This is a genomic window from Pseudoalteromonas sp. NS-SX12, assembly GCF_057367955.1.
Genome location: NZ_CM170635.1, coordinates 1,358,467 through 1,370,976 on the forward strand (window position 1 = coordinate 1,358,467; position 12,510 = coordinate 1,370,976).

Annotated in this window: 14 protein-coding genes; 7 read left to right on the forward strand and 7 right to left on the reverse strand. The window is 41.2% G+C overall.

Annotated elements, in window-relative coordinates; genetic code table 11:
• Positions 1 to 43: 43 nt before the first annotated feature.
• Together AC2IOM_RS20390 and rimJ are read left to right on the forward strand one after the other, a co-directional pair.
• Positions 44 to 958 (forward strand): hypothetical protein, encoded by a 915-nt coding sequence (locus AC2IOM_RS20390; RefSeq protein WP_486359976.1) that lies wholly within the window; start codon positions 44 to 46, stop codon positions 956 to 958.
• Positions 955 to 1,506 carry a ribosomal protein S5-alanine N-acetyltransferase gene (rimJ, locus tag AC2IOM_RS20395; RefSeq protein ID WP_486359977.1) on the forward strand — a complete coding sequence of 184 codons (552 nt, stop codon included), beginning with the start codon at positions 955 to 957 and terminating at the stop codon, positions 1,504 to 1,506. Before AC2IOM_RS20390 ends, rimJ begins: the two co-directional genes overlap by 4 nt.
• Positions 1,507 to 1,509: 3 nt before the next feature.
• Here rimJ and AC2IOM_RS20400 read toward each other — a convergent pair whose 3' ends face one another.
• Complete coding sequence (locus AC2IOM_RS20400; RefSeq protein WP_486359978.1) at positions 1,510 to 1,914, reverse strand: hypothetical protein; 405 nt, start codon at positions 1,912 to 1,914, stop codon at positions 1,510 to 1,512.
• Between the two features lie 262 nt (positions 1,915 to 2,176).
• Here AC2IOM_RS20400 and AC2IOM_RS20405 point away from each other — a divergent pair, with 262 nt between their 5' ends.
• The gene (locus AC2IOM_RS20405; RefSeq protein WP_010559542.1) at positions 2,177 to 2,725 is read left to right on the forward strand and encodes a YbhB/YbcL family Raf kinase inhibitor-like protein; all 549 of its coding nucleotides are present in this window, start codon (positions 2,177 to 2,179) and stop codon (positions 2,723 to 2,725) included.
• 78 nt (positions 2,726 to 2,803) lie between these two features.
• Here the strand turns inward: AC2IOM_RS20405 and AC2IOM_RS20410 are convergent, their stop codons facing one another.
• The gene (locus AC2IOM_RS20410) at positions 2,804 to 4,099 is read right to left on the reverse strand and encodes an MDR family MFS transporter (RefSeq protein WP_486359979.1); all 1,296 of its coding nucleotides are present in this window, start codon (positions 4,097 to 4,099) and stop codon (positions 2,804 to 2,806) included.
• Between the two features lie 466 nt (positions 4,100 to 4,565).
• Between AC2IOM_RS20410 and AC2IOM_RS20415 the strand changes: the two genes are divergently transcribed.
• A complete protein-coding gene (locus AC2IOM_RS20415) occupies positions 4,566 to 6,059 on the forward strand; it encodes an arylsulfatase (protein WP_486359980.1) in 1,494 nt (497 codons plus the stop codon).
• A 102-nt stretch (positions 6,060 to 6,161) separates the two neighbouring features.
• Here the strand turns inward: AC2IOM_RS20415 and AC2IOM_RS20420 are convergent, their stop codons facing one another.
• The 3 genes from AC2IOM_RS20420 to AC2IOM_RS20430 form a co-directional block, all read right to left on the reverse strand.
• Positions 6,162 to 6,461, reverse strand: coding sequence for a DUF1330 domain-containing protein (locus AC2IOM_RS20420; RefSeq protein WP_486359981.1), 300 nt, complete (start codon positions 6,459 to 6,461; stop codon positions 6,162 to 6,164).
• A 44-nt stretch (positions 6,462 to 6,505) separates the two neighbouring features.
• Entirely contained in the window at positions 6,506 to 7,357 is an 852-nt protein-coding gene (locus AC2IOM_RS20425; RefSeq protein ID WP_486359982.1) for a hypothetical protein, read from the reverse strand.
• Between the two features lie 67 nt (positions 7,358 to 7,424).
• A complete protein-coding gene (locus tag AC2IOM_RS20430) occupies positions 7,425 to 8,249 on the reverse strand; it encodes a trypsin-like serine protease (protein ID WP_486359983.1) in 825 nt (274 codons plus the stop codon).
• 401 nt (positions 8,250 to 8,650) lie between these two features.
• Between AC2IOM_RS20430 and AC2IOM_RS20435 the strand changes: the two genes are divergently transcribed.
• Positions 8,651 to 9,817: a GGDEF domain-containing protein gene (locus AC2IOM_RS20435; protein WP_486359984.1), complete on the forward strand. Its 1,167-nt coding sequence runs from the start codon at positions 8,651 to 8,653 to the stop codon at positions 9,815 to 9,817.
• A 36-nt stretch (positions 9,818 to 9,853) separates the two neighbouring features.
• On the opposite strand, the gene AC2IOM_RS20440 is transcribed toward AC2IOM_RS20435, so the two are convergent.
• Positions 9,854 to 10,930 carry a type 1 glutamine amidotransferase domain-containing protein gene (locus AC2IOM_RS20440; RefSeq protein ID WP_486359985.1) on the reverse strand — a complete coding sequence of 359 codons (1,077 nt, stop codon included), beginning with the start codon at positions 10,928 to 10,930 and terminating at the stop codon, positions 9,854 to 9,856.
• A 131-nt stretch (positions 10,931 to 11,061) separates the two neighbouring features.
• On the opposite strand from AC2IOM_RS20440, the gene AC2IOM_RS20445 reads away from it, so the two are divergent.
• Both AC2IOM_RS20445 and AC2IOM_RS20450 read left to right on the forward strand, forming a co-directional pair.
• Positions 11,062 to 11,496 carry a GNAT family N-acetyltransferase gene (locus AC2IOM_RS20445; protein WP_010559535.1) on the forward strand — a complete coding sequence of 145 codons (435 nt, stop codon included), beginning with the start codon at positions 11,062 to 11,064 and terminating at the stop codon, positions 11,494 to 11,496.
• A 22-nt stretch (positions 11,497 to 11,518) separates the two neighbouring features.
• Positions 11,519 to 11,827 (forward strand): DUF6419 family natural product biosynthesis protein, encoded by a 309-nt coding sequence (locus tag AC2IOM_RS20450; RefSeq protein WP_336436659.1) that lies wholly within the window; start codon positions 11,519 to 11,521, stop codon positions 11,825 to 11,827.
• Here AC2IOM_RS20450 and AC2IOM_RS20455 read toward each other — a convergent pair whose 3' ends face one another.
• Complete coding sequence (locus tag AC2IOM_RS20455) at positions 11,828 to 12,355, reverse strand: DUF2799 domain-containing protein (RefSeq protein ID WP_486359986.1); 528 nt, start codon at positions 12,353 to 12,355, stop codon at positions 11,828 to 11,830.
• Positions 12,356 to 12,510: the final 155 nt, after the last annotated feature.

A 12,510-nucleotide genomic window follows, 5' to 3' on the forward strand; every position in this document is an offset into this window, starting at 1 on the left:
GGCTCAGAATAAATAATTAGAATTAATGGATTTGAGGCAGTAGGTGTCTGAATTTGATAAGGAAAATAGCAATCCTTTTAATGGGTTAAGCACGGCGCAAAGTAAGCAGTTACATACTTGGTATCTTAATGAGATAAATACTCAATTAACTGCGCTACTAAAAGGCAGCCAGTCAGGCCAAATTTTAGAAAAAAAATTAAACCAAGCGCTTACCAAAGCAGCCAGACCTTTAGTAACTCAAACCACAAAGCACAGTACGCATAATTTAAACTTCAAGATTAAAAATGGCAGTGTGCTACAAGAGCTTAAAGACACTCGCGATGTATTACAAAGCGCCCAATCGCGTATTGCACAATTGCAAAAACAGCAGCTTGAAAAAGGCGAAAATGAACTTGCGTTAGAAGCCGAAGTGAGCCGTTTAAAAGCAGAGAACCGCAGTTATCGTAAGCGTTTAAGTAATTTGCTACAAAGCGCAGATAACCAAGGTGGCAGCTATTTAAAAGTACATTTTGTTGGGCGTATTTTTGTCCATGCGCTTAAATCAAGTTTTGCCGATTGGCAGCAAACCGAAAAAGGCAAAGCGTTTCAAAATAAAGATTTTTACAGCTTATTTCCGCGCGTATTGTATCGCGGATTATTGAAAGAATTAGAGTTGCTTATTGGTCAAAGTGATTACTCTCGGATCAACCAAACTCTTTCTAATTATGTATATCAAACCAAAGGCGTACCTGTAGAAAATTGGCCTGATGAAGACCCAATTTATAACACACGACTCATAAACCAAAAGCAAAATGAACTATTGTTTACGCTTCGCACTCATCACGATAAGCGAAAGAACTTTGCTAATTACCTTGAGAAAAAGCTCGAAAAAACCGGTTTTACCCCAATGCATGGTCGGTTATTGGTCAATTTAATTCAGCATGCCACCGACAAACAAGCACTTGACCAAAGGCAATGATACTCAAAACCAAACGTACACTGATTGACGTGCCAAACAGTAATGATACACAAGCCCTGCTCTCGTTTATTACCGAGAACAAAGCACACTTAACACCGTGGGAGCCAACGCTCGATAAGCACTATTACACTAAAGTGAATGTGCAGAATCTAACTAATGGTTATCAAACGCACCTTAATAATCAAAGTGCGTATCATTTTGCCGCTTTTGATTTTGAGCGCCGCGAAATAATGGCAATGTGTAACTTTACTAATGTGGTGCGTGGGCCATTTCAAGCGTGCTATCTAGGTTATTGTGTTGCTGAAAAATATCAAGGGCAGGGCATTATGACTGAGGTAGTAGAGGCTGGGCTCGATTATGTCTTTAATGAGTTAAAGTTGCACCGTGTGATGGCAAACTATATGCCACATAATACAAAAAGTGCCCAGTTATTAACGCGTTTAGGTTTTGAAAAAGAAGGGCTGGCTAAACGCTATCTAAAAATAAACGGCACATGGCAAGATCACGTTCTCACCGCCAAAATTAATCCTCACTTTATTGATGACTAGAGTTTACCTCCATTGTGTTGCAGGGGCTTTTAGGTAATGGGTTATTAAATAGCCCCATGGCAGAACGAGTGGTGTAAGAATCACCCCCATAGCACACGCAAGTACAAGCTCTTGTGCGTATTCATCTAGAGAGTGATTTAAATACATAGGTAAGGCATAAACTAAAAGCCAAAATACTTTCCAAATAAGCTCAAGCAACAGTACGGGTAACATTTTAAGTGGGTACTTTACGCCGAGCAGTGAGAGAAGACAAAACCCCATTAATATGGCATTGATAACAGTATCTGAATCGGCAGATTGACCTGAACCAGAAACTATATCGGGCAAAGTGGTGACACCTAAACCAAACGCAATAAATGCATACATTGCCCTTAACAGGTAAATTCTAACTTTACCGACTTCATCCATAATTTTAGTTTCCTAGTTTTTTATGCCGAATTTAGGTTACTTAATATCTTTATCTCAGGTTTTATTTGTAACAGATATTTTATAATAGAACCATTACAGTTCTTGTGTAAGTGGTCTAATTATAACAACAACACACATAGTTAAATTAACGCCTTGTTTCTTAAATTAACAAATCAGATAAAACAATCACCCACTTTAAAACACTATGATTTTAAACGTGTTTATGATTAAGATGGGGCAACAATCAAAAAAGGGACAAATCATGTTGAAACAAATTATAGGCGGTACTTTATTGTTATCAGCCGCGCAACTTTGGGCTAACACCTTTACACTTACCAGTAATGATATTGCGAACGGTGAAATGCTTTCAACTAAGCATGTTTTTAATGGCTTTGGTTGTGAAGGGGAAAATATCTCGCCGCATTTAGCGTGGAGCGGTGCACCTAAAGAAACCAAAGCGTTTGCTGTTTTTGCCTATGATCCTGATGCGCCAACTGGCAGCGGCTGGTGGCATTGGCAGGTTACAGATCTACCCGCGAACACTTCTGAACTAGCTGCTGGTGCGGGCAATAGTTCAAGTTCAAAACTGCCAGAAGGTGCAGTACAAATTAATAACGATTTTGGGGTAAATGGCTTTGGTGGCGCGTGTCCACCAAAAGGGCACGGTATTCATCGTTATCAATTTACGGTGTTTGCGTTAGCAAAGCCGCTTGGTTTAAAAGAAAATACCAAAAGCGCGGTGGCAGGGTATATGGTAAATGCCAATACACTAGCAAAAGCAACGATCGAGGCGGTGTATAAACGCGATTAACGTATTTAAGTTGTTAAGTAAAAAGCCTGCATGTGAATGCTGGCTTTTTTTGTTTTGACTGTAAAAAAACAAAGATGCTTACGCTGTTTTAGCCGTTTGTTCAGTTGCAAGCTGCTCTGTAATAAATGCTGGGCGTTTTAATTTATCCATAATGAGGTAAAGTAAAAATACCACAACAGCAATGGCGCTACAGACTAAAAACAAGGTGCGACCGTCAAACATATCAAGCAGTAAACCACCGCCAATGGGCGCAAAGGCATAGCCTAAATCGTAAAATGCGGTTGCGCCAAAATATGCGCCGCGAAGGTTAGTTGGCGCAATGCGGTCAACATGTACGCTCATGGTAGGAAATAAAATGGCCTCGGCAAGGCTCATAATTACAACCGCACCTAACCAACCTGCAAAAAAGGTAAGTGGATTAAAAGCAAACCAGATTTGCGAGATGATAAGTAGCACCAAGCCAAAACGAATACGCACTAAAATTGGCCGCGACGCCATTAATTTAAGCAGTAAAAATTGGCAGGTAATGATCACTAACGCGTTGGTAAAGATCATTGATGAAATAAGTTCGAGCAAGTTATTTGCGCCCGCACGGGTGAGGTATTGCACCAGTGAACTATCCATTTGACCATAAATAAAAAAGCACAAAATGTTCGCCAAAATAAGGCACTGTAACAGTTTATCTTGGACTAGCACGCTAAAGGTTTGTTTAAAGCCCGTTTTTGTTTCAGGAGTTTCGGTGCTGGGTGCACTCTTTTGGTTATCTATATCTACTTTTGTGTGGCTTTTATCTTGATGCTTAAACCCCCAGGTTAGTAACACAAGTAAAAAGGCAAAGGCGTAAACAGTAATAAAAAAGCTCGATTGCTCGCCAGTTAAGCCAAGCCAAACCCCTAGCATTGGGCCTACCGCACAGCCAACATTAACTGCAAAATAGAGCGATTGCATCGCAAGTTCGCGAGTTGCTTTTTCTGGAATAATATCGCCGATTAAAGCCGATGCCAGCGGCCGCCAAAGTGAAGTGGCAATAGAGCAGAGCGTAATCACAATGGTAAACGTTAAGATTGTGTCGGCGATGGCAAGTAAACTAAACGAGACAATATAAAGCACACCTGTGGCGTACATCATAGGCTTGCGACCAAGTTTATCTGACAGGGTGCTACCAACAAAACTGACAAACACCGAAATAACCGCAGCGAGCGACAATACCGAACCGACTTCAGTTGCCGAAAGAGCAAATTTTTTATACAGAATCACTGCCAAAAATGGCCACACCATATAAAAGCTGCCACGCGTTATAAATGAGCCAAATAACATAATCCACATTAATGGCGGAAACTGCTTTAAGCGAGAAGTTGAAATATCACTGTTCATTATTTTGTTCTTATTGCTGTGAAAAATGGCATGCTAAAACCTCAAGTTTGGTTTAGGTCAAGCCGGTTTTTAATAAACCTTGCATTATTGTGCTGGTTATATTTAACGCGCAGGTTTATTGTTTCGCTCGAGTTCAGTGGATAACGTAAAATTACATGGGCAATGCGCAATATTTAATAATACGAGTTTAGCGGTTATATCGCACTGGCTTTTTTAAATAAAAACGTCAGCGGGTTAATAGTAATGTGTAGCGTAATTTACTGTGCTTGTTCCTGATTTTCTTGTAAGGTAGAAATTGAGAAATGCTTGGAAAGTGAGCATTTAATCTTGGTTAGTTACAAAAATGGTGTTTATTTTTGGATGTTAAACATCTGCCCATGCTGGCTTTTCGTAATCAAGGTTTACTGTGTGAGTGCTTTTAAGAAACAAATTCAACTTATACTTCAATAATCTACAAGGAGAAGTAATGAAATTACCATTAGTCAGTGTGTTAGCTGGGCTACTTTCGTTGTCGGCCCATGCGAAAGACCCAAACGTTCTCGCCATTATGGTGGATGATGTGGCGCAGGTTTCTTTAAGTGCCTATTCACATGGCATGACCTACAACACCCCCAATATCGACCGAATTGCCAACGAAGGCGCCTTATTTACCGACCATTATGCCCAGCCAAGTTGTACCGCAGGACGCGCTGCGTTTTTAATGGGGCAGTTGCCAGTGCGCACAGGGCTGACAACTGTGGGTCAGCCCGGCAACCCTTTGGGTATTAAAGAAGCCGACCCAACGATTGCTGAGTTTTTAAAAGACAAAGGCTACATGACAGCGCAATTTGGTAAAAACCATTTAGGCGACCTTGATGAGCACTTGCCAACGCGCCATGGTTTTGATGAGTTTTATGGCAATTTGTATCATCTGAATGTGTCAGAAGAACCTGAGCAGGAAGACTACCCAAAAACAAAAGAGTTTAAGAAAAAGTTTGGCCCGCGCGGTGTGATTGAAGCATACGCCGATGGCCGCATCATTGATACAGGCCCGCTAACGCGTAAACGCATGGAAACATTCGATGAAGAAGTGTTGGCGCGAAGCCTAGATTTTATGGAGCGCGCGGTTAAAGCAGATAAACCCTTCTTTATTTGGCATGCGCCAAGTCGTATGCATGTTTACACGCGCTTGAAACCAGAGAGCCGTCATCTTGCGACTCATATTAGCTCTGAAGAAGATGTTTTTGGTAGCGGTTTATTAGAGCACGATGGTCATGTAGGGCAGCTTCTCGATAAACTCGATGAGCTAAAAGTTGCTGACAATACGATTGTAATCTACACCACAGATAACGGCCCTGAGCAAAGTTCGTGGCCTGATGCGGGTACAACCAAATTCCGCGGCGAAAAAATGACGACATGGGAAGGCGGTGTGCGTGTGCCGTTTATGGTGCGTTGGCCTAAGAAAATTCCAGCAGGATTAAAGCTGAACGGTATTTCCTCGCATGAAGATGTATTCCCAACTATTGCTGCAGCAGTGGGTGAGAAAAACTTACGTAAAGCAATGGAAAAAGAGTTTAAAGTTTATATCGATGGTGAAAACAACCTTGATTATTGGCGTGGCAAAAGCAAGAAATCTGCACGTAATCACTTCTTTTATTATTACGAGTCGCAGTTAACTGCAATTCGGGTTGGCCCTTGGAAAATGCACTTTGCATCAAAACCAGGTGGTCGTTATTACGAAGATTTGGTTACCCATACCATGCCTAAACTGTTTAACTTACGTAAAGATCCAATGGAACATTACGATGGCGTAACAGGCTTTCATCAAATCATGAAAAAGAGCTGGGTATTTCAACCTGCAATTGCGATGCTAACGGAGCATATTAAAACATTTGAAAAGTTCCCACCGCGCCAAGAAGCAGCGTCGCTAAATATTAATGAAGCGATTAAAAAAGCAAAATCGGTATCGACAACACGATAATTAAATAAACCCACTTGGCGTTTGCTAAGTGGGTTTACCTTTTCGATATAATCGGAATGCGCAAGTCTAGCGTGCCGTAAAAGTGACGATTAGCGGCTATTCTTACGCCTTTTCATAACCGGCAATAATCGTGGCATGCGCAACAGAAGAATCAAAATATTCGGCTTTTACCGCTAAGTACGAGTCGTCCGAGAAGAACCTATCAGCGCTTTGTTTTGTTGGAAAAAAAATGGTAAACACGCGATTAATCGGCACATCTACTGCGGACTTTAAAACCTCAGATACCACAAAGTCGTAACCAAACCCGCCGCCATACTGCTTAAGTATGGGCGTCATCGCATTTCGATACTGCGTATACATTTGGTTGTTAGTTACTTCTAATCCAACTAAATACTCGAACATCTAATGACTCCTTTTGCTTTGGGCTGATAAAAAATACACGAATATCAAAGCTGATGTTGGATAGTTACAATGCGTATGTGTACGGGTTCCATCGCGGGTACTGTGTATTTTTCACGTTTCATTAAGGTAAGTGCACTTTGCCAGTCTGCAATATTATTATTGTGAATACCGCTAATGAGCTTTGCTGTAATTTCTGTTGGTGTTGTGAACGGTGGGTTACTTTCAACTGTGGCAATAAAGCGGTCGAGATCGCTTTTGTCTTGGCTGTTCACCGTAATTTTAATGGCTTTCTCGTCGTTTGATTCGTAATATTCAAACCCCGATTTACTGCGAATAATCACTGCATTTCGATTTTTAATTTTTATCGCACCAATCACATCTTCTGGCATCATAAACGACTTAATTGTCAGTAATGTTGACCATGAAACTTGTTCATTTAAGTTTTTACGTAGGTCCTTTGGAGAGCTAGTGTCATAGTTGCATTTAATGCTTTCTGGTGACAAATCGAGCGATTCTTTTAACACAGTCACTATATTTGTCTGTTTAGTAACGTCGGTATGTTGTTGGTAGGTTTTGTGAGCGTATAGGTCGACTTTTTGCCACGTGTTTGCTTTTTCTTCCTCAGCGTAGTTGAACACTAACAATGGATGCAGGCCCAATAGGTCAACGGTAACTTGTTTATCATTTTTAAGCACAACGGGCGCGCCAAAACCGTTTGCGTTTATTTGCTTAAAGGGAGTTGCAGCGCCAGCTGAGTAGTTTTGCCACGTTGTTGCAGTGTGAGGTTGCTTGTTGAAGATTTCTTTCACTTCTAAGCATTTGGCGGTTAAATCAAAGGCCAAGCTAGTGTGAGTAGTCGTCAATAACGCTAGTGCTAAGATGTAATTTCGTTTCATAAGATCCCTCTTTTGTTTGAAATGTAAGGTGATACGGCACATTTATATGTGCCGTACTAGAATTGTTTTATTTAATACGAATGTCGTTACAGACACGTGGCAAAATGTCTTCTGTTAACCCTGCAGGCAACTGCTTCAACTTGGCGTCTGAAAGCGCGTCTATGTTCTTGCCATTTATAATATTGTTTATCCAAGGCGCAAAAAATGATGTTCGGCTGTAAACCTCGCTAACACCGTATTTGCCAATATTACCGCCCTCGACGCGTGAACTAATACCATAAATAACGCCTGTATCATTTTGAAATGTGTATGCGGGGCCGCCGCTGTCACCACCACCGGATACGCCCTCAAGGGCCAGCGCGTTATCGCCTTTATCGAAGGTGAACTTTAACAGCGGACCTTGTGCCAATGTCACTGTGTTTTGTGCTTTGCGCATTTGGCCTTTGTTTTCAAAATTATCAACTGTTTGACCCGTTAGCCCATTTCCTGTGCCGCCGATACCAATAAACCACAGGTTTTTGTTTAACTCATCAGATTTTGTGTTGAGTGAGAAAGGCGTTACGCCTAAAACAGGTTGCTGTAATTCAATTAAGGCAATATCGTGGCTTCGCCCAGGAGTGTAATCTTTATGAACATAAACACGCTTAACCGTGTGGTGTTTTGCGTTAAGGCGTATTGAGGAGTTAGGCTTTACGCAAAATGTCGCATGGGCTGCTGTTAATACCCAAGTTGGCGCTATAAGCGTGCCGTGTGCGCCGTCAAAATAAAATGTTGCTAATTGAGGTAACTCAGTGCTTGGTACTTTGTATTGTGCATCAGCAACATCGTGCCTAATGATTATTGCTTGAGCGGAAACGGATATGCTTAAAAGTAAGGTTAACAGGTATTTCATTCGCGCTCCTTGCAAGTATTGCGTTACAAACAATGATTCAAATGCCGTTGTGCTTTTTACACTGTGTAAATGGCAGCAATCCCTGTGTAATTAGCTAGCTTTAACAATTTATAGTTGTACCAGATATTGCAACGTACTGCTACCGCTCAATTTTATCGCTTTTGTAAGAGATTGTAAGCTTGCGTTAAAGTGCATTTTATACTTAGCAAATTCTTGCATTCGTTTACCCCTAGGGGTGTATTAAATTAAAGGCTAAGTGTTTAATTTCGGTACTATGTTTACTGTGTTTTTATTGATCTAGAATAATCACGTAAATGTGCTCAACGGTTAAACTTGCTTCGAATTGATGATTATTGCGTCAACATTATTTGGCGTTGTAATAGACGTAAGTGAGACTAAGTATGAAGCCAACCGCACTAAGCGAGCCGTATAGTGACAAAAAAGAGCCCTTATCTAAGTTTAAATCGCTACAACTCAAAACCTACCTTCGTTTAGAAAACAATCCTCTCGTCGAGCTTATTTCATCGCATTCCCATTCAACTGATTTTACGCATAAACGGTCGGATTATATTCGTAGACGTTTATGGATTATGTGTTTGTTTTTCGCATTTTCGGTGCCCTTATTTGGCTTTTTTGATTTTCTAACACTCCCGCAAGCACATGCACAAACCTTACTTGTCGCGCGTATTTCGCTCTCGGTGGCACTGTTTATTATGGCTTATCGCGTAAAACGGTCGTCTTCGGTGAGTTTAATAAAACATGTGATTGCACTGTCGTTTTTGTGTCCGTCGTTGTTTTATTTGTACATTATGCTGACGTTTAACAGCCTTGATAGTGTGCCGTTAATTTTTACCATGATGCCGTATTTAACATTGGCGATGATCGGGTTATTTCCACTGACTATTCGCGGTGGTGTGATTTTAATTAGCCTGATTTTTATTCCATTTATGCTCGTACAAGCGCACTTTTTTAACGGTGATTATTGGCATTTGTTTAATGGCGTTTGGCTATTTGGTTTGTTTGCCGGTATTAGCCTGTGGCTGCAAATTGCACAGCTTTCAATGTTGATGAATTTGTATCGTGAATCAACGGTTGATCCGCTAACAAAACTGATTAATCGGCGTGTCATGTTGCGTCGTATTGAACAACTTAAACAGCAAAATATTGGCTTTAGTGTGGTGATGTTTGACCTCGATCGCTTTAAACGAATTAACGATACTTATGGGCATCTTGCAGGCGATAATGTGTTAAAGGTGGCGTCGTACATTATTAAAAGCAAATTAACACGTAATGATATTGTTGCACGTTATGGCGGCGAAGAGTTTGTGGCAATTTTACCGAATACACAAACCACACAAGCAATTAGATGTGCTGAGCAAATTGCATTGGCGCTAAAAGCAGAGCCGATAAAAATGAGTGATGAAAACAGCATTACAATCACATCGAGTATTGGTGTTACCCAATACCAACGCGGTGAAGCAATTGAAATGATGTTTAAACGTGTTGACGATTTGCTTTACGACGCCAAAGAACTTGGGCGTGATAGAGTAGTATCGGACATAACGTAACCCCACTTTTAGTGAAGGGTTACGTTACTAAGCAATTTAAGCATGTTGCGCTTTAATTGCTTTGGCGAGGCTCAATAAATCAAATCCTTTACCTATATCTAGCTGCATAAACGCCAATATTGCATGCATTACAACTAATATTTGTTGGTGTGCTTTTGGGTTATTTGCGATATCTGCTTTCGCTGCGGCTAAGCCATTTTGTTGATAGGTTTTTAACAGCCTAACGGAGTGCTCCTCACCAGTGAGCACTCTTGGTTTGGGTGTATAGCCTAATTCAGCAACTACGCGCTCAGCCAAGGTCCACACTGACCATGGATTCTGCCCCGTTATAAGTTTGCCATCTTGCACCACTTGCTCTAGATATTGCGGGCCTGGCTGAAATGTTGCGCCACGTGCAATCAGCTTATCTTCGAGCAAAAACGGAAAGAGGGTTTTTGCATCGGGAATTAAAAATAACTCTTCTTCATTGGTAAAGCCCGATACCGTTTTGCCTTCAAGTAAATGCGAGCCATCGTCCAAGGTAACATTTACCAGTGCCGCAGGGCCGTGACATACAGCACTTACAACCTTGTTGTTTTGATACAAGGCTTTGGTGATCCGTTTCACATCGCTGTTATTGGGAAAATCAAACATAGTGCCTTTACCACCAACAAAATAAACCGCTTGATAATCATTTGGGTCAACTTGTGATAGTAACAAGGTATTTGCTACCTGTGCTTGAATGGTTTTATCGTTTAAAAATGCGTAATCGTAAGCCCCCATATCCTCACCATCAATAACCACTGGCGGCTTACCACCTTTAGGGCTTGCAATATCTACCTCAAAACCGTTGGCAGTAAACACCCAATAGGCTCTGGCAAGCTCGGTATGCTCGTAGCCAGTTGGTTTATTTTGCCCCATTTTGTCAGTGCTGGTGACAACTGCGAGGATTTTTCCGCGATAGGGCGCTGGGTTTTCGGTGATATAAGGTAAATCAGTGACTTGCGTATTTTTTAGCGCCGTAAAGTGGGCTTTATCCGGCAGTAAGCTTTTAAGCCAAGTTTTGGTGCCGTAAAGTGAAGCAATACCAATCGCGGCAATGACAGCTATTGTAATGACTAATTTTTTAATCATAGTTTTAGTTCCTGTTGCGTTGTTTGTCGTTACACTAACGTGCCAGATGTGAAAAAAGCGTGAAGGAAGATCGATTCAGATTTTTAAATTCTCTATACTGGCGGCAGTTTAAAGCCAAATAAGCAAGAACTATGTATACAATTGAAATTGGGCAACTTGAGCAAATGGTGCAAATCGAGCAGGCGATTCCTGAATTTTCATCGCCAAAAAAACTCGCCGATATTAAATTACGCCTTGCTGATAAACGCCATTTATTGCTTATCGCCTATCACGATGGCGAACCGATAGGTTATAAACTCGGTTATGCATTAAACGATACAACGTTTTACAGCTGGTTAGGTGCTGTGGTGCCAAATCATCGCGGTCAAGGTCTTGCACAAAAAATGCTATTGCAGCAAGAGAGTTGGCTACAACAACATGGGTTTACTGCTGTTCAGGTAAAAACCATGAATCGTTTTCGTGCGATGTTGGCAATGCTTGTCAAAAACAACTATGCAATAATTGATCTTGAAAAAGCGCCAAGTTTTCAAGATCATAAAATTCGATTTGAAAAATTACTTGGTTAAAAAAATATGCACGGAGGCAAAGATGTATAAAATCGTAATCGGGTTGGTAATAGCGCTTTCTTTGGTAGTTGGGGTGATTGCTGCTGCGGCGTTTACGCCAGCGCTTGGTTTTACCTTTTTGTTTTTGATATTTGCCGGTGTAATTGGCTATCAAGGCTATTTGCTCTCAGCGTTGATGTTGGTATTTATTAACACATTAGCCATTTTGGCAAGTCCGGGCATCGCTAACGCCACGCTATCGTCGTTGGCAATGCTGGCAGGCATTTTTAGCGTGGCATTTGGTGGTGTGATGCTAGGTGTTAAAAAGCAGTTAGCACTTGCTTCATCGTAACTAAAATACGACTTGGTAAATGACTTGTGGAATGCGCAAACGATCAATTTCGCGTTCTAAATCACGAATATCATGGCGAATTTCGCGCTTAATATCATCGTTTGTTTCATTGCGATATTGCTCTTTGAGGCGGTATAAGCGGTCTTCTAGCTGTTTGATTTCCTCGTCGATATCATATTGTCGTTTACCTTTGTTGTAGTTTTTAACGAACGACTCGTTTAAACACACTCCGTTGTATGTTTGTCCGGCGCGACCAATGCGATAACCGTTTTCTGACGTGCAGTACACTTGGTTGCCTTGTTCGTACCCTTGTTGCCATTTTTTGGTATTTACATCTATGTTTACTTCCGCGCAGGCTTGGCGATATTCATTGACCCGACTGCGCTTATAGCCGCTCTGACCATCACTGTACCCGAGGTTATACCAATCAGCGGTTTTACATTTTTCTGGTGAAATAGCTGCGCAAGCGCTAAGTGATACATAAATAACGGCGAGACTCGCTGTTTTATAAAGTGTTGATAAGGTCATAATCTTTCACAGTTTTGGGTAATTGTTTCAAACATAGAAAATACGCCATGAATATTAACTGAATACGCTGTCACGCGTACGACATATTTTGCAATACTTTATGGCTTTCACTTAGGTACGTTGCGGCGTAACATAAAGATATTGTGTCAGGTTAT